This is a genomic window from Gordonia sp. SMJS1, assembly GCF_029866425.1.
GTDB lineage: Bacteria > Actinomycetota > Actinomycetes > Mycobacteriales > Mycobacteriaceae > Gordonia > Gordonia hongkongensis.
In genome coordinates, this window is record NZ_CP123381.1 from 360192 (window position 1) to 376967 (window position 16776).

Here is a 16776-nt window from a genome sequence, read left to right on the forward strand (position 1 = left end):
AGTAGAACACGTTCTAGTTATTCGACATGGACTTCGTCATCGTCGCAGGTCTCCAGCGCGCAGGGGGATGGCAATTGTTGGCTGTGTCGGCCCAGGGTCAGCGAAGCCCCGCGAGGGGATTGTCCGTAGTCGCGCCGGGGCCCGGGTGTACCCGTAGTTCGCCGGTGCCGATTCGCTCGCCGCATGCCGAGCATGTCGGCTCGACCGTCATCGTCTGACCGCAGGAGTGTGTCGACACCACTGGTGCGCCGTCCTCGGCGGTCCACCGGTCACCCCACTGACGTAACGCGGCCAGAACCGTCCAGAGGTCCCGGCCCTTCTCGGTGAGGCGGTAGTCGTAGCGCACCGGGTTGTCCTGGTACGGCTCCTTCGCCAGGATCTCGTGTTCGACGAGGGTGTCCAGTCGCTGGGTCAACACGTTGCGCGCGATGCCGAGCCGCGACGAGAACTCGTCGAATCGCGTCACGCCGAACATCGCGTCCCGGACGATCAGCAGCGTCCACCATTCGCCGACGATCTCCAACGTTTGGGCGATCGAGCAGTTCATCTCGGCGAATGAGGCGCGGCGCATAGGATCGAGAGTAGTGGGTTGCGTGACGCAACTCAACCTGCTTGCATGAGTTGCGTGAAGCAACTCAGCAGGCAAGAAGCCGTTGATGACGGATTGTTGGACAGTTTCGAAGCAAGCCCGACCGGAGACGGTCGATGGTCGGCGACCATCGGCCCCTCCTGGTGGGGATGGTCGGGCCCGCACGGTGGTGCCATCGCGGCGCTGGCCGTCCGGGTCGGCGCCGACGCGGCGCCTGGTACGTCGGTGCGCGCTCTCGATCTGCGATTCGTCGGCAAGCCCGACGGCGGGGAGTTGCTCCTGACGCCGACGGTCCGGGAGGTCGGTCGGCACACGAGGGTCGTCGACGTCACGGTCACCCAGGCGGGTGTCGACATCGCGTCGGCATCAGTCACGACCGGGCGGGTCGGGGAATCGGCACCCACCGATGTCATCGACCGGGTCGCGGGCGTTCCCGGCCCGGAAGGGCTCGACCCCTTCATGGTTCCGCCGGAGATCGTGCCGATGGGCGCGCAGCTCGATGTGCGACCGGTCGACGGTCCGCTCGCGCTCACCGGAGCCGACGAGGCCTGGATGCGGGCATGGATCACCACCCGAACCCCGATGGCCGTCGACGCCGGTTACCTGGCCCTGCTGGCGGATTGCCTACCGCCCGCCGTCTTCCCGATTCTGACCGCGCCGCTTGCACTTCCGACGGTGGCATTCTCCATGCATGTGACGGCGCCGCTGGACGACGCCACTCCGGCGCCGATTCTCGTCCATACGCGTAACACCTCGACGTCCGGCGGCTGGTCGGTCGACGACACCACGCTGCGCGACCGCGGCGGCCGGCTCCTCGCCTCCGCGCGCCAGAGTCGCCGGGTTCTCGGATGGCCGGTCCGATGACGGTCACTCGAAGCGGCCCGGCGACGCCGGCGCCGACTGTCGCGCGGCCCGGCCTCGTCCTGCTCATCCTGTCTGGGGCGGCGTTCATGGCCAGCCTCGACGTCTTCATCGTCAACGTCGCCTTCGACGACATCGGCGCCGACTTCACCGGCGCGACCCTGTCCCAGATGTCCTGGATCCTCAACGCGTACGCCATCCTGTATGCGGCGCTCCTTGTTCCGGCGGGCCGGATCGTCGATCGGTACGGCCGCAAGGGCGGCTTCCTACTCGGTCTCGCGATATTCACCGCGGCGAGTGCCGCATGTGCCGCGGCGCAGGGCGTCTGGTGGCTGGTGGCATTCCGCGCACTGCAGGCACTGGGCGCGGCGATTCTGACCCCGGCGAGTCTGGGTCTGGTCGTGGCGACGTTGCCGCCGGAACGTCGGGCCCGGTCGGTGCGCATCTGGGCGGCCACCGGCGCCCTGGCCGCGGCCTTCGGACCGGCCGTCGGCGGACTCCTCGTCGAGGCGTCGTGGCGCTGGGTGTTCCTGGTCAACGTGCCCGTCGGCGTGGCGGCGATCGTCGCCGGGGCGATCGTACTGTCCCGCCCCCAAAACGTCTCGGCCAGTGGCTTTCCCGACGCGTTGGGCGCGCTTCTCCTGGTCGTCTCGGTGGGGGCCTTGACACTCGGTCTGGTCCAGGGGAGTGAGTGGGGTTGGACGGACGCGCGGATCACCGGTGCGTGGATCGTCGCCGGGGCAGGGCTCGTCGGCTTCGTCCTCAGTTCGGCGCGTCATCCCGAACCGGTGATCTCGCCTGCACTGCTGCGGATCCGGGCCTTCTCGGTCGCGAACGTGACGATGCTGCTGTTCTCCATCCCGTTCGCCGGCGCACTTCTCGCGAACATCCTGTGGTTGCAGCAGGTCTGGGGCTTCTCGCCGATCGTGACGGGTCTCGCGGTGTCAACCGGACCGCTGATGGTCCCGATCTTCGCGGCCGTGTCGCATCGCCTCAGTGCGCGGGTCCCGGTGGGGCGACTCGTCGCCTTCGGTTGTGTGCTCTTCGGTCTCGGGTCGGCCCTCATCGCCCTGTCGGTCGACGCCACACCGGATTTCGCCACCGAGTTCCTGCCGGGCTGGCTGATCGGCGGTGTCGGAGTGGGCTTCGCGTTGCCGTCGATCCTCTCCTCGGCGACCGCCGACCTCCCCGCAGATCAGGCCGCCACCGGAAGCGCGGTGGTCAACATGAGTCGTCAGATCGGCATGTCGCTGGGTGTCAGCTTGCTGGTCGCGATCATCGGCACCTCGGCGGTGTACGCCGATGTGCACAACTCGTTCCTGACCGCCTGGTGGGTACTCGCGGGAATCGCTGCGCTGGGCGCGATCTCGGCGTTGGGGATGACCCCGCGAGCGGTGCTGAATTCCGCTGCCTGAGGTGTGAGGACCCATTGCTCCCTGAGGTGTGAGGAGCGCAAGCCGCCGGGCCGAGCAAGCGACGAAGGAGCGCGTCGAGGTCGACGAGCCTCGAAGGGCATGGTGACGTGCCTTGTGAAACCCTTCGTGGCTCGCTTCGCTCGCAGCTCAGGGAGCAGTGAAGGATCAACACCTCAGGGCCGCGTGAACCGCTCTCGGCGACCGAGGCCGCGAAGACGCACCCACTCGGCGAAGCCCTTCGGATCACGTTGCTGCACAAGGAAGAACCAGCCGAACCGGGCGTACTCCTGGGGCAGCAGCCTGCGGAGTCCGGGCTGGCTCATCAGGTAGCCGCGGTTGCGGTAGGTGAAGAACCGCTTGGTGTCGTTGTCGGGGTACTGGGTGTGCATGCGACCGCCCAGGATCGGTCGGAATTCCGCCGAGCCGTCGGGGTGGAGGTATCCCGCGCGCAGGCAGGTGCCGAACCGCACGCCCGAGCGGACCAGCCGACGGTGCACCTCCACCTCGTCGCCGCGGAAGAACAGCCGCAGGTCCGGCACGCCCACCTGTTCGAGGCACCGTGCAGAGAACAGAGCGCCGTTGAACAGCGACGCGATGCCGGGCAGCAGATCGTCGTCCTGGGTCTCACCGTCGGCAAAGAGTTCCGACCGCTTCCGTCGCCACACGAGTCCGCGTCGCAGCGGGAAGGCGAGGGTGTCCGGGTCGTCGAGGTTGGCGACCACCGGTGACACCTCGTCGAGGTCGTGCCGTGCGGCGCAGTCGAGCAGCGTCGAGAGGACCGCCGGACCGTCGGGTCGGCCGTCGTCGTCGGCGCACCAGACCCAGTCGGCGCCGAGGGCGAGCGCATGCAGCATGCCCAGCGCGAATCCGCCGGCACCGCCGAGGTTTCGTCTCGACCCGAGGTAGGTCGTCGGAACGGGCTGCGCCGCAACGAGTTCGGCGACTTCTGGTTCGTCGGCGTTGTCGACGACGATCAGATGGTCGACGGGCCGGTCCTGGCCAGAGACCACGGCCAGCGACTCGGCGAGCAGCTCCACGCGACGGTGCGTGACCACGACCGCGATGACCTTCGGAGCGACGGCGCCGTCGGTCACTCCGGGGTCCCCTTCTTGTCCGCCTTCTCCAGGTCGGCGATCACCCTGCGGACGTGTGCCGCGGCATCGGGGCCCTCGTAGGCCTCGACGACCTCTTCGATGCCGCCTTCCATGCGGACCTGTCCGTGGTCGATCCACAGGGCGCGGTCGCACAGCTGGGCCAGGAACTCATTGGAATGGCTGGCGAACACCAGGATTCCCGACCGCTCGACGAGCGCCTGGAGCCGACCCCGCGCCTTGCGCATGAAGTCGGCGTCGACGGCACCGATGCCCTCGTCGAGGATGAGGATCTCCGGGTCGATGGAGGTCACCACGCCGAGTGCGATGCGCACCCGCATACCGGTGGAGTAGGTGCGCAGCGGCATCTGCAGGTAGTCGCCGAGCTCGGTGAACTCCGCGATGTCGTCGATCTTCTTGAGCATCTCCTTGCGCGTCATGCCCAGGAACATGCCGCGGATGATGATGTTCTCGTAGCCGGAGATCTCGGGGTCCATGCCGACGCCGAGGTCGAAGACGGGGGCGACCCGGCCGTGCACCCGGCAGGCGCCGCGCGTGGGTTCGTAGATGCCCGACAGCAGACGAAGCAGCGTCGACTTGCCGGCGCCGTTGTGGCCGACCAGCCCGATCCGGTCGCCGTGCTTGAGGTGCAGGTTGATGTCCTTGAGTGCCTCGACGACGACCACGTTCGACTCGGTGGAGCCGATGACGCCGCCGGCCGCGCCGATGACCGACTTCTTGAGCGACCGGGTCTTGGCGTCGAAGATCGGGAAGTCCACACACGCGTCCCACGTGTCCACGCGGACGCGGTTGTCTCCGAGATCGTTGTTCCTGGCCATCGAATCCGTCCCTACACCCAGTACGCCACGCGGGCCCGGTAGTTGCGCAACACCAGCATGGCCAGCACCCAGCCCACGGCGGTGCAGCCCAGGACGACGGCCCAGTGGTAGAACTCGACCGGCTCGCCCAGCAGCGGTCCGCGCGCTATTTCCAGATAATGGAACATCGGGTTCAGCTCGACGAGCTTCAACCTCGACGACGCCTCGCCGGTCGCGTTCCCGAGGCTCTGCGTCGTCCAGATGATCGGCGTCATGAAGAAGACCAGCTGCACCGCGGTGGTGAGGAGCTGGCCGATGTCGCGGAATCGGGTCGACAGGATGCCGAACACGATCGTCACCCAGATCGAATTGACCACATACAGCGCGAGGGCCGGGACGATCAGCGTGACGGTCCAGTTGAGCGGCGGCGGGAAGATCAGGAACAGGATGACGATGATGACGACGTTGTGCGCGAAGATGATCAACGCGCGCCACACCACGCGGTAGACGTGCACGCTCACGGGAGCCGGAAGCTGTTTGATCAGGCCCTCGTTCTTCGAGAACACCTCGGATCCCTCGAGGATCGAGCTCGAGATGAAGTTCCAGAAGATGAAGCCAAGCGCGACGTATGGCAGGAACACCCTGATGTCCATGCCGAAGAGCTCGCCATAGAGCAGACCCATCGCGATCGCGGTCACACCGGTCGCGATCACGATCCACAGCGGTCCCAGGACCGAACGTCGGTAGCGCTGCTTGATGTCCTGCCAGCCGAGGTGGAACCACAGTTCGCGGCTCGCGAAACCGTCGCGGAGGTCCTTGACCGCGCGCGCGAAGCTGCGCGAATCAGAGCCCTGGGGACGCGCGGGGATCGCGTCGTCGTCTACTACCGCTGACACGAGGAGTCAGCGTACCCCTCGGCCCATCCGCTGCCCGCTGCCGGTTGAGCGGGTGACCCTCAGCCGGTTGAGCCGGTGTGGCGACCTAGAGGTACTGCCCCGTGCTGTGGCCGGGTCCGCCGGCGCCGCCGGGGGTGGGCATGCCGGGCGGAAGCGCGCCCTGACGCATCTGTTCGAGCTGGGCGCGGGCGGCCATCTGCTGGGCGAACAGTGCGGTCTGGATGCCGTGGAAGAGTCCCTCGAGCCAGCCCACGAGCTGGGCTTGGGCGATGCGGAGCTCGGCGTCCGACGGGGTGCCCTCGTCGGAGAAGGGGAGCGCGAGACGTTCGAGTTCTTCGCGCAGCTCGGGCGCGAGCCCCTCTTCGAGTTCACGCACCGACGATTGGTGGATCTCACGCAGGCGATTGCGCGACGCGTCGTCGAGAGGAGCCGCACGCACCTCTTCGAGCAGCTGCTTGATCATCGTGCCGATGCGCATGACCTTGGCGGGTTGCTCGACCATGTCGGCGACGCTGGTCGATTCCGACGACTCGCCGTCCGTCTGCCCATCCGTGCCCGCGCCGACGACGATCACGTTGTCGGAGTCGCCGGCCGAGCCGAACGGTCCTGAGGTGGGGCCGGGTCCTGGAGTGCCTTCGATAGCCATGCGTCCCATTGTGCCCGGACACCGCGAAACGGCAGATGGCCGACGTCTATCCTCGTGCCCATGGCTTTCGACGTCGCCTACGTGCGTGGATTGATTCCATCGCTCGGCGACGGCTGGATCCACCTCGACCCGCAGGCGGGGATGCAGATCCCCGATTCGGTCGCGACCGCTGTGACCACCAGTTTCCGCTCTCTGTCCGCCGCCCCGGGCGGGGTCTACCCGTCGGCTCGCACGAGCGCGGAGGTGGTCGACGGTGCCCGGCGCGCGATCGCCGATCTCGTCGGCGGAGACGCCGCGGGTGTGGTGCTCGGACCGTCGCGGTACGTGCTGCTGGCCGGTCTGGCGGAGGCCCTCGCGCCGCATGCGTGGCTGCGGGGTGACGTCGTCGTCACGCGTCAGGATGACGAGCCGAACATCGTGCCGTGGCTGCGCGCGGCGGATCGTTACGGCGGCCGGGTTCGCTGGGCCGAGGTCGACGTCGAGACCGGCGGACTACCGGCCTGGCAGTTCGGCGATCTCGTCACGCCCGATACGGAGGTCGTCGCGGTGACCCTCGCGTCGTCCACGACCGGGGCCGTCACCGACATCAGCGAGATCGCGCCGCTGGTCCGCGAAGCCGGCGCGCTTCTGGTCGTCGACGCCACCAACGCGGCGCCGTACATCAGCCTGGACATCCACGACCTGGGTGCCGACGTCCTCGTCGTCTCGGCCGAGCGGTGGGGTGGTCCGCGCATGGCGGCCATGGCCTTCCGCGAACCCCACCTGATCGACCGGCTGAAGCTGATGTCGATGGACCCGTCCGCGCGCGGGCCCGCCCGGCTCGAACCCGAACCGCATCAGGGCGCGATGCTCGCCGGATTGGTCGCTTCGGTGGAACACCTCGCCGGACTCGACGAGGCCGGGATCGGCAAGCGTCGGCGGCGTCTCGTCACGTCGATGGACGGTGTCTACGAGTATCTGCAGCGCCTCAACTATTACCTGGTCACGACGCTGTCCCAGCTCAACCATGTGAACCTCGTGGGGACCGAGGAGAACCGGATACCGCTGGCGAGCTTCACCGTGGAGTCGGTGGGTGCCGACAAGGTCGTCCGGCGCCTGGCCGACAACGGTGTCTGCGCACTCGCCGACCTTCCCAACCGTGCCCTGGCTCGGATGGGCGCACCCGACTTCGGCGGTGCTGTCACGGTCGGGTTGGCCCCGTACTCGACCCCGTACGAGGTCGATCACCTGGTGCGAACGCTGGGTTCATTGGCCTGAAGTGCCCGGCAACCCTTCCGAAATTCACTATGGTGTTGTTTGGGTTAACGACAATGTATGTTGTCATGCTGTGTCGGCAAAAACGATTGATGGTCCAGAAAAGGGCCCGCCCCGGTCGCTCACCGCTGCGGAGGCCGAGAGCTGGATGAACCTCGTCGACGGCGGCTGGGCGCTCTTCGCCCGCGTCAACGACGAGTTCGCGAAACGCGGTCTATCCGTATCCGATCTGCGCATTCTCGAAGCGGTCTGTACCAACCGGCAGTTGAGCGTCAGCGAGGTCGCCGACGCCGTGCACATGCGGGTCAGCACGGTGTCGCGCATGATCGGCCGACTCAGTGACGACGGCAACATCCACCGGTTCGAGTCGAAGGCCGACGGCAGACACCGACTCGTGCGTCTGACCGATCACGGTCGGCGCACCCTCGCCCTCCATGTGAACGCCCGAGATCAGGTGATCCGGCAGTTCGTCGTCGACGCGATGACCCCGGAGGAGTTCACCGCCCTGGGCGTCGCGTTCCGCAAGATCCGCGAGGCCGTCGACGCCGCGGAGCCCGCGGCCTCCGACTGAGCCACTCTCAGCCCGCGACGCTCAGCAGTACCTTCCCGACCACGTCACCGCTGTTGAGATGGTCGTGCGCGGCGCCGGCGTCGGCGAGCGGGAACACGCGATCGACGACGGGTACGACCGTCCCGGCTTCGATCAGCGGCCAGGTCCGGGTCAGGGTCGACGCCACGACCTCGGCCTTGCCGCCGGGACCGTGCACGGGCCGGGCGCGCAGCGTCGTACCCATCACCGACAACCGCTTGGCCAGTAGATGTCCGAGGTTGATCTCGGTCGTGGTGCCGCCCTGCATGCCGATGATCACGAGGCGTCCATCAGTGCGCAGTGCTTTCAGGTTCGACTTCAGATACTTCGCGCCGATGATGTCGAGGATGACGTCGGCGCCGCCGGCGTCCTGGAGGATCTCGGCGAAGTCCTGGCTCGAGTAGTCGATGAGGATGTCGGCGCCGAACTCGCGGCAGCGCTCGAGCTTGTCCTGCGTGCGGGCGGTCACCGCGACGCGAGCGCCCATCGCGTGGGCGATCTGGGTGGCGTGGGTGCCGATGCCGCTGGACCCGCCGTGGATCAGCAGGAGCTCGCCGGTGGTCAGATGCGCGGTGTCGAAGATGTTCGACGACACGGTGCACGCCACCTCGGGCAGCGCCGCCGCGGACACCAGGTCGACGCCCTTGGGAACCGCCAGGAGCTGCTCGGCCGGGACCGCCACCTTCTCGGCGTAACCGCCGCCGGCGAGCAGCGCGCACACCTCGTCGCCCTCCGACCAGCCGCTGACCCCGTCGCCGAGGGCCGAGATCCGCCCTGAGACCTCGAGTCCGAGGGTGTCCGACGCACCGGGTGGCGGGGGATAGTTGCCCGCACGCTGCAGGATGTCGGCGCGGTTGACGCCGGCCGCGACCACATCGATCACGACTTCGCCGGACGCGGGAGTGGGGTCGGGCACATCGGACAGGGACAGGTTCTCTAATTCGACGACGATGGCTTTCACCTCTTCGATGGTGTCACAGCGCACCGCGGTGCCGGGCGGGGTCCGGTCCGGCGTTCGTGTGTAACCTTGCTCGTCAGGGAAGCGTGGCAGAGCGGCCGAATGCACTCGCCTTGAAAGCGAGCGTGGGTAAAACCACCGGGGGTTCAAATCCCTCCGCTTCCGCCAGAGGTGTTACTTGTTTGCGCAGGCAAGCCAGCCGCCTGAGTCCGCGCCACCCGTGTCCTGACTGCTCGACGCCGGCAGATGCCTGACGGTCTGCGGCGTTGACGACGGCCTTCAGATCGTCGTCTAGCGGATGACCTGCATCAGAGGGTGTTTGAGCAACAGTCTCTGTGGCGACCGTCGATGCGGCCCGCGAGTTGGCCTCACCTCACTGCATCGGTGCTCGACGGACCCGCTTTCCAGGGCTGCGGTGAACCTTGAAATTGACGGGGCCAATTTCAAGGTTAGTGCGTTAACCTTGAAATCACATCGTTGGTTTTCAAGGTTGGATCACCCAGTGGATCTCGAGAGATTGAGAAACAGCCCGGTCGGGGAGCTAGTGCCCATCAGGGGTTACGACCCTCGGTTCAACGAGGAGTACGAGTACTTCGGCTACGTCCCCAACAGACTGCCTGCGGGTTTCGAGTTGCAGGCGTCGACGTACTCGGTCGTTGTCGAAGCGACCGCAGCGCTCGCCCGAGCAGATCAGGCTTCTTCGCTGCTCCCCAATCCCACACTGCTGGCGCGGCCGGCGACGCGCCGCGAGGCAGTCAGCACGTCGGCCCTAGAAGGGACTTACGCGGCTCTGTCGGACGTGTTCGAGGCGGACTTCCTTGACAACGACGAGATGACCAGCTCAGTCAGTGAAGTTCGAAACTACGTAACCGCAGCGGAGCGCGCTTACGAGATGATCGGTCAAGGCCGATCGATCTCCATCCGAATGCTCGAAGACCTGCAAGCTGAACTACTCCGAGGCACACCCAGTGACGGTGCACACGCCGGTAGCGTGCGCACCTCTCAGGTCTTCATAGGTGTCGGCAACCGGCGTGTGGATTCGGCCCGCTTCGTTCCGCCTCCAGCGGACCATCGTTTGACCGATGGCTTGGAAGCGTGGCAAGCGTGGATACGCGAGGTCAACGACGTGCCCACGATCATCCGTGTTGCTGTGTCTCACTACCAGTTTGAGACGCTCCACCCGTTTCACGACGGAAACGGTCGCTTGGGTCGGCTCGTCGCGACTTTGCAGCTCATGTGCGCGGGCGAGTTGCGGTACCCCATCCTGAACTTGTCTCCATGGCTTGTGCAGAGGCGCTCTGAGTATCAAGAAGGATTGCTTCGCGTGTCACAGACGGGGGACTGGGACACGTGGATTTGCTTTATGTCTGCAGCAATTCACGCCGAGGCTCTCGAGGTTGTGGCCCGAGTCGATCGGCTACTCGCCCTGCGCGAGAGCTTCCAGCTGACACTGCGCGGGTCGAAGGGCGTCGCACTGCGTATCGCTGACGACTTGGTGGGGTACCCAATGATCACGGCCACCCTCGCTTCGAAGTTGTACGGCGTTTCGTACCAAGCAGCGAACTCTGCGATAGCGAAGTTAGTGGACCTGAAAATTCTTCGACAGCGTACCGCTGGTCGGTACGACCGGATCTTTCAGTGCGATTCCGTCCTGACTGCCCTGGAGTACTGAGCGACACCGAGGCCAGAGGAGAAAGATGATGAGCACCGGTGGATTCACCGTTGCGTCGTTCAACGTCAACGGGATCCGGGCGGCGCGTCGTCGCGGCTTCGACGCCTGGCTCGACGGACGGCAGCCCGACGTGGTCGGACTGCAGGAGTTGCGGTGTGGCATCGACGACGTCGGAGAGTTCGACTGTTACCACGCCGCCGTCGACGTCGGCTCCGTCGCCGGACGGAACGGTGTCGCGGTGCTCGCCCGGAACGAACCCGCCGCGGTGCGGACGTGGGTGACCCATCCGCCCAAGGCTCGCGGACTGTCCGCCTTCGCCCACGAGGGCCGCTACATCGAGGTCGATCTCGCCGATCGGCCGCTGACCGTCGCCAACCTCTACCTGCCCAAAGGTGGGCTTCCGGCCGAGTCGCAGCGCCCCGGCTCGATGCGTGAAGTACCGGACGGCGGCGCCAAATACGCACGCAAGCAACGCTTTCTGGCCGGGTTCACCCGTGAACTCGAGCGCAACCGGCTCGCCGCTCGCCGTGCCGGCCGGGAGTTCCTGCTCCTCGGCGACCTCAACGTGGCACACCTCGAACACGACGTCACCAACTGGCGCGCGGCCCGCAAGATGGAGGGCTTCCTGCCCGAGGAACGCGCCTGGTTCGGCGAGATCACCGGTCCGCGCCGGCTCGTCGACGTGGTACGCGCCCTGCACGGCGACCGTCCCGGACCGCTCACCTGGTGGAGCTGGGCGGGAGAGTCGTTCGTCAAGGACGTCGGATGGCGCATCGACCACCAGCTCGCCTCGCCCGCGCTTGCCCGGCGGGCACGCGCGGTGATGGTCGACAAGGAGGCGTCGCCGGACCTTCGGCTGTCCGATCACGCCCCGCTGGTTGTCGAGTACGCCGAGCCGTGATCCGGGGCTCCCGCGTCCCTGATCGATGGTGGTCGCCGAGTGGCTTCGACTCGGCGCCTCGCTGGCGCTCGGTGCCGGCTCAACCAGCGGTGGTTGCGGCTCGGGCAGTTGTGGTTGTCGGGTGGCTTCGACTCGGCGCCTCGCTGGCGCTCGGTGCCGGCTCAACCATCGGGAGGGTGGCTTCAGCCGGCGGATATATCGGCTTCACCAGCGGTGGGTGCGGTTGCGGCTGCGGCTCAACCAGCGGTGGTTGCGGCTCACCCGACCGTCAGCACCGCGCGGAGGTACTCCCACTCCATCCGTCCGTCGGTGAGATAGCGGTCGGCGTGGACGGCGATGGCGGCGTCGAGTTCGTCGACGCGCGCGGGGTCGTCACCGACGTTGCGGTACGCCATGATGGTCGGGCCGTAGTGGGCCTTGAAGAAATCGCGGAACGCCGCGCCGTCGTCGAACTCGCTGATCGCCACGGTCTCGGTGACGAATTCGTGGTCGGTCACACCGGTACCGAACAACGACCGCACGTGGTCGGCGTCGCCCCAGAGCGGCCCCGGCTGCGCACCGGGCGGCGGTGGCGGGGCGTACGGCTTCATGACCGCGAACAACTCACCGATGAATCCCGTTGGAGTCCAGTTGATCAGGCCGATCCGTCCGCCGGGACGCACGACTCGTAGGAGTTCGTCGGCACACCTCTGGTGACTCGGCGCGAACATGACGCCTACACACGACGTCGCGATGTCGAAGTCGTTGTCGTCGAACGGGAGATCTTCGGCGTCGGCGGTGCGCCAGGTGATCGGCAGGTCGCGGTGCCGGGCTTCGCCCACGGACAGGAGCTCGGGCGTGAGGTCGCTGGCGACGACGTGCCCGCCGGCTTCGGCCGCGGGCACGGCCACATTCCCCGCTCCGGCGGCGACGTCGAGGAGTTTGTCCCCGGCGGTGATGTGCAATGCGTCGACGAGGCGGCGGCCCAGCGGCGCGATGAGGTCGGCGACGGCTGGATAGTCGCCCGACGCCCACAGCTTGCGGTGGCGGGCCTTGATCTCGGCGTCGAACGGGGTGGGATGGGTCGTGGTCATGATGGCGGTCCCTCGAAGTCGTCGAATGGTGGTCGTCCGTGACCGGACACAACGAGCATCCGACGAAGTCCGACCCGTCCTCTAGACCAACATCTGTACTGGCGGCAGTTCAGTTTCCGTACTGGTTATCAGCCGGCGACGGGTGTGTACTGGGTGAAGACGTTTTGACACGGGGCCGGCTCGACCAGCAGTGGGGAGGCTGCGATGACATCGTATGGACAGTTCTGTCCGGTGGCCAAGGCGATGGAGTTGCTCGACGAGCGCTGGACGATTCTCATCGTCCGCGAACTGCTTTTGGGCAGTCGGCATTTCAACGAGTTGCGACGCGGGGTGCCGAAGATGTCGCCGGCTCTGCTCACCAAGCGCCTACGCAGTCTGGAACGTGCCGGGGTGATCAACCGCAGCGTTGTCGGCGGTCGTTCGGTGTACACGTTGACGACGATGGGTGAGGAGCTCACCACGGTCGTAGAGGCGTTGAGCGCGTGGGGTATCCGCTGGATCGGTGAGCTGGGCGACGCCGACCTCGACCCGCATCTGCTCCTGTGGGACATGCACCGCACCGTCCCGGTCGACCGGTGGCCGCGACGACGCACCATGGTGCAGTTCGTCTTTCACGATGTCATCGGCAAGGCGAGCACATGGTGGCTGGTCGTCGCGGGTGGTGAGGCGCAGGTGTGCGACTTCGACCCCGGTTACGAACTCGACGCCACCGTGATGACCGATCTGCGTACTCTCACCGAGATCTGGCGGGGCGACATCGACTGGCGTCTGGCGCTTGCCGCCGACCGCGTCGAGATCCACGGTGCCGCGGAGGTGGCACGAGACGTGCCGTCGTGGATCGGGCAGAGCATCTCCTCGGCGGTTCCGCGACCGGCGTGAGCGCCGCGGGCACCGTCAGGCGATGTCCCGGCGGAACGTTGTGTACCGGCCGATGACCGCGAACGCGGCGATGTAGGCGAGCATGACGAGGGCGCCGGCCCATTGCGGGAGCAGGTCGTCACTGCCACCGCCCATCGTGGCGAAGAAGCTGGAGCCGACGAGGGCGTCGGCGGCCGACCCGGGCAGGAACTTCGACACCGAGGACGTGACGTCGAAGGTCGCCAGCGCGATGCGTGCGATCGGTTCCACGAGCTGGGTGAAGGCCAGCAGGATCACGATCGCGGCGACCTGGTTGGACACCACCGCGCCGAACGCCACCCCCATCGCGGTCCACAGCACCATCACCAGCATCGACAGGGCGATCACCTCGAGGGTGGAGGTGTCGCCGAGGAATGCGCCGTCCCCGACCGTCGCGAGGATCGGTGCCGCCGTCGCGACGACCGCCAGAGTGCCGAGGACGCCGTAGAGGAGCCCCATCGGGATGCCGGCGATCAGCTTGGCCACCAACAGGATTCCGCGTCGCGGCTCGACGAGCAGACTCGCGGTGATCGTTTTGTGCCGGAACTCCCCGGTCACCGCGAGGCTGCCGATCACCAGGGCGAACACGTAACCGATCGGGCTGGTGAGGGCGTAGATCGAGCGGGCCAGATCGGCGCCGACGAGGGTCGTGGGTTGTTGCATGGCATTCTCGGTCGTCATCGAGAACGCCAGTGCCGCACCGATGAACCCGAGGTAGGCGACCATGGCGATGAGCAGGACCCACCACATCCGCGTGGAGGTGAACTTGCGGTACTCGGCGATCAGGGCGGCCCTCATCGGACTGCCCCCGGCGACGTCGGTGCCGAGTTCGGACCGGGATCGGCTGACCCGCCGGCGAAATGACTGGTCGGTGCGTCCGAAGACTTCGTGAGATGCAGGAAGACCGCCTCGAGGTCGGCGCCGACGTCGGCGAGCTGGTGCAGTTCGATGCCCGCGGTGAAGGCGGCCGTCCCGACCGTGGCCGCACTCACGCCGGGCACCCGGAAACCGTCGTGCGTGTCCTCGAGGTGCCACCCGCGTTCGCCGGCGAGTGCGACGAACGACGCGCGCGACGGAGTTCGGACGACGACCGCGTGCTCGGCCAGCGCCTCGAAGTCGGCGAGCGTGGAGGCCCGGACCAGTTTGCCGTTGCCGATCACCACCACGTCGTCGACGGTGCTCCGCACCTCGGCGAGCACGTGGCTGGAGACCAGGACCGTTCGACCCTCGTGGGCCAGTGACCGCAGCAGCCCGCGCAGCCACACGATGCCCTGGGGGTCGAGACCGTTGGCCGGCTCGTCGAGCAGGATGATCTGCGGATCGCCGAGCAGCGCGGTGGCCAGGCCGAGGCGCTGCCGCATGCCCATCGAGTAACCACCGACGCGGCGGTCCGCGGCCTGAGCGAGTCCGACGAAGTCGAGCACTTCCCGGCACCGCGACGTCGGGACCCCGACCTGCGGGGCGAGTGCCTTCAGGTGCCCGAGTCCGGTGCGCCCGGGGTGAAAGCTCGACGCCTCGAGCGCCGCGCCGACGTGCTGGGCGGGTCGCGGGATCTCCCGGAACGGGCGGTCGCCGATGAGTGCCCGGCCGGCGGTCGGTTCGACCAGGCCCAGGAGCATCCGCAGGGTCGTGGTCTTGCCCGAACCGTTCGGTCCGAGAAACCCGGTGACGCGACCGGGGGCAACGGTGAACGACAGGTCGTCGACCGCGGTAAGGCTGCCGAATCGCTTGGTGAGACCGTCGATCGTGATCGCGGGTGACTCCATCGGTGCCTTCCGTCGGTGGGCTGGCCCATACGCTATCAAACGCGCACGTGGTCAACCGCTTTCATGTCGAAACCCGCCGTGTACGAGTCACACCCGTTGCAGGACAACACATCCGACGACGCGGTCACAACCAGTCGCGTTTCCGGAACGACAGATAGAGTCCGACGACCACGACGAGGATCAGCGTCGTGCTGGTGATGAAGCCGAGTAGTCGCTCGAAACCGGGAAACGGCACGTTCTGTCCGTAAAAACCGGTGATGGCCGTCGGCACGGCGATGATCGCGGCCCACGCGGTCAGCTTCTTCATGACGGTGTTGAGTCGCGCGTCGGCGAGGGTCAGGTTGGTCTCGAAGACGGTGGTGATCATGTCGCGCAACGATTCCGTCCACTCCGACGCCCGGAGCGCGTGGTCGTAGAGGTCGGAGAAATGCGGGTCGAGTTCCGGCGGCGCGTGGTTGTCGAACCGCCGTCGTTGGATGCCGGCGATCACCTCGCGCATCGGCAGGACCACCCGTCGCAGGACGACGAGGTCCTTGCGCAGGTCGTAGGTTCGGCGCTGCAGTTCGCGGCCGGGGATGCGCTCGTCGAACAGCAGTGCCTCGAGGTCTTCGATCTCGTCGTCGAGACGTTGCACGGCGTCGAAGTGTCCGTCCACGACGACATCGAGCAATCCGTGCACGAGCGCGCCGATCCCGTATTGCGTGGCCCCGCTGTCCGACCAACGCCGCATGACCTCGTCGATGTCGAGCGCCGGGGTCGGTCGCACGGTGATGAGTGCGTTCCGTTTGACGAAGATCGAGATGCGGTGCAGGTCGAACATCCGCGCCCGACCGTTCGCGGAGGCACGGAAGTCGGTGGCCGCGGCGCCGTCGTCATCGTCCCGGTCGTTTGCCGGCGAGTCGCCGTCGTGTAGCGACACCGCGTAGACCATCACGAAGGTGTGCCCGGTGTAGGTGACTGTCTTGACCCGTTCGGCCGCCGCGACCGTGTCCTCGATCGCGAACGGGTCGAGGTCGAGTTCGGTCGCCAACCGGGACAGGGTCTCGTGGGTGGGGCTTTCCAGATCCGCCCAGATCAACTTCTCCGGATTGTCGAGACAGGTGGAGATCTCCTCGAGGTCGAAGCCATCCACCGGGTCGCCGTTCCGCCAGATCTGACCACGGATGCGTTCGACGCCGCGAGGTCCCGACACATCCGAGGGAACTGTCATGTGGCCATCGTGACACCCGTGGGGGTGTTCCGTCGGTGCGACAGGCAGGCGAGACGTCGACCACACCGGGTGGTCGTCGCCCGCGGGTAGCATCGAAATCGGTGTCTGTGGACGGGTGCGGACACCGATTCTCCAGGTAA

The 16776-nt window shown here is 66.9% G+C and carries 17 protein-coding genes and 1 tRNA gene; 8 read left to right on the forward strand and 10 right to left on the reverse strand.

All coding sequences use genetic code 11. The features are described from left to right. Positions 1 to 97: 97 nt before the first annotated feature. Positions 98 to 571 carry a helix-turn-helix domain-containing protein gene (locus QAD21_RS01570; protein WP_065631230.1) on the reverse strand — a complete coding sequence of 158 codons (474 nt, stop codon included), beginning with the start codon at positions 569 to 571 and terminating at the stop codon, positions 98 to 100. A gap of 54 nt (positions 572 to 625) precedes the next feature. Here QAD21_RS01570 and QAD21_RS01575 point away from each other — a divergent pair, with 54 nt between their 5' ends. Together QAD21_RS01575 and QAD21_RS01580 are read left to right on the forward strand one after the other, a co-directional pair. Further along, complete coding sequence (locus QAD21_RS01575; RefSeq protein ID WP_205333329.1) at positions 626 to 1453, forward strand: thioesterase family protein; 828 nt, start codon at positions 626 to 628, stop codon at positions 1451 to 1453. Then, a complete protein-coding gene (locus tag QAD21_RS01580; RefSeq protein WP_205333288.1) occupies positions 1438 to 2865 on the forward strand; it encodes a DHA2 family efflux MFS transporter permease subunit in 1428 nt (475 codons plus the stop codon). The genes QAD21_RS01575 and QAD21_RS01580 overlap by 16 nt, the downstream gene beginning before the upstream one ends. 173 nt (positions 2866 to 3038) lie before the next feature. On the opposite strand, the gene QAD21_RS01585 is transcribed toward QAD21_RS01580, so the two are convergent. The 4 genes from QAD21_RS01585 to QAD21_RS01600 form a co-directional block, all read right to left on the reverse strand. Next, positions 3039 to 3959, reverse strand: a complete 921-nt coding sequence (locus QAD21_RS01585; RefSeq protein WP_205333287.1) for a glycosyltransferase family 2 protein — start codon at positions 3957 to 3959, stop codon at positions 3039 to 3041. Continuing rightward, complete coding sequence (locus QAD21_RS01590; RefSeq protein ID WP_068971148.1) at positions 3956 to 4795, reverse strand: ABC transporter ATP-binding protein; 840 nt, start codon at positions 4793 to 4795, stop codon at positions 3956 to 3958. The genes QAD21_RS01585 and QAD21_RS01590 overlap by 4 nt, the downstream gene beginning before the upstream one ends. Positions 4796 to 4806: 11 nt before the next feature. Next, positions 4807 to 5670, reverse strand: coding sequence for an ABC transporter permease (locus QAD21_RS01595; protein ID WP_065631226.1), 864 nt, complete (start codon positions 5668 to 5670; stop codon positions 4807 to 4809). An 85-nt stretch (positions 5671 to 5755) separates the two neighbouring features. Then, a complete protein-coding gene (locus QAD21_RS01600) occupies positions 5756 to 6316 on the reverse strand; it encodes a bacterial proteasome activator family protein (RefSeq protein WP_068971149.1) in 561 nt (186 codons plus the stop codon). 60 nt (positions 6317 to 6376) lie between these two features. Here QAD21_RS01600 and QAD21_RS01605 point away from each other — a divergent pair, with 60 nt between their 5' ends. Together QAD21_RS01605 and QAD21_RS01610 are read left to right on the forward strand one after the other, a co-directional pair. Then, positions 6377 to 7573 (forward strand): cysteine desulfurase-like protein, encoded by a 1197-nt coding sequence (locus QAD21_RS01605; RefSeq protein ID WP_205333286.1) that lies wholly within the window; start codon positions 6377 to 6379, stop codon positions 7571 to 7573. Positions 7574 to 7718: 145 nt separating this feature from the next. Further along, positions 7719 to 8141, forward strand: a complete 423-nt coding sequence (locus QAD21_RS01610; RefSeq protein WP_159369850.1) for a MarR family transcriptional regulator — start codon at positions 7719 to 7721, stop codon at positions 8139 to 8141. A gap of 7 nt (positions 8142 to 8148) precedes the next feature. Here QAD21_RS01610 and QAD21_RS01615 read toward each other — a convergent pair whose 3' ends face one another. Continuing rightward, positions 8149 to 9120 carry an NAD(P)H-quinone oxidoreductase gene (locus QAD21_RS01615; RefSeq protein WP_205333285.1) on the reverse strand — a complete coding sequence of 324 codons (972 nt, stop codon included), beginning with the start codon at positions 9118 to 9120 and terminating at the stop codon, positions 8149 to 8151. Positions 9121 to 9197: 77 nt separating this feature from the next. Between QAD21_RS01615 and QAD21_RS01620 the strand changes: the two genes are divergently transcribed. The 3 genes from QAD21_RS01620 to QAD21_RS01630 all read left to right on the forward strand — a co-directional run bounded on the left by QAD21_RS01620 (position 9198) and on the right by QAD21_RS01630 (position 11690). Further along, positions 9198 to 9285, forward strand: a tRNA-Ser gene (locus tag QAD21_RS01620). 334 nt (positions 9286 to 9619) lie between these two features. Next, positions 9620 to 10789, forward strand: coding sequence for a Fic/DOC family N-terminal domain-containing protein (locus tag QAD21_RS01625; protein ID WP_159369852.1), 1170 nt, complete (start codon positions 9620 to 9622; stop codon positions 10787 to 10789). Positions 10790 to 10817: 28 nt separating this feature from the next. Further along, positions 10818 to 11690, forward strand: a complete 873-nt coding sequence (locus QAD21_RS01630; RefSeq protein WP_159371785.1) for an exodeoxyribonuclease III — start codon at positions 10818 to 10820, stop codon at positions 11688 to 11690. A 257-nt stretch (positions 11691 to 11947) separates the two neighbouring features. Here QAD21_RS01630 and QAD21_RS01635 read toward each other — a convergent pair whose 3' ends face one another. Next, positions 11948 to 12763: a methyltransferase domain-containing protein gene (locus QAD21_RS01635; RefSeq protein WP_159369853.1), complete on the reverse strand. Its 816-nt coding sequence runs from the start codon at positions 12761 to 12763 to the stop codon at positions 11948 to 11950. A 204-nt stretch (positions 12764 to 12967) separates the two neighbouring features. On the opposite strand from QAD21_RS01635, the gene QAD21_RS01640 reads away from it, so the two are divergent. Then, positions 12968 to 13642, forward strand: coding sequence for a helix-turn-helix domain-containing protein (locus QAD21_RS01640; protein WP_159369854.1), 675 nt, complete (start codon positions 12968 to 12970; stop codon positions 13640 to 13642). Between the two features lie 15 nt (positions 13643 to 13657). Here QAD21_RS01640 and QAD21_RS01645 read toward each other — a convergent pair whose 3' ends face one another. The 3 genes from QAD21_RS01645 to QAD21_RS01655 form a co-directional block, all read right to left on the reverse strand. Then, positions 13658 to 14458, reverse strand: a complete 801-nt coding sequence (locus QAD21_RS01645) for an ABC transporter permease subunit (RefSeq protein ID WP_159369855.1) — start codon at positions 14456 to 14458, stop codon at positions 13658 to 13660. Next, positions 14455 to 15426, reverse strand: a complete 972-nt coding sequence (locus QAD21_RS01650) for an ATP-binding cassette domain-containing protein (protein ID WP_159369856.1) — start codon at positions 15424 to 15426, stop codon at positions 14455 to 14457. Before QAD21_RS01650 ends, QAD21_RS01645 begins: the two co-directional genes overlap by 4 nt. Positions 15427 to 15550: 124 nt before the next feature. Continuing rightward, positions 15551 to 16636, reverse strand: a complete 1086-nt coding sequence (locus QAD21_RS01655; RefSeq protein ID WP_277244729.1) for a magnesium transporter CorA family protein — start codon at positions 16634 to 16636, stop codon at positions 15551 to 15553. Positions 16637 to 16776 lie beyond the last annotated feature (140 nt).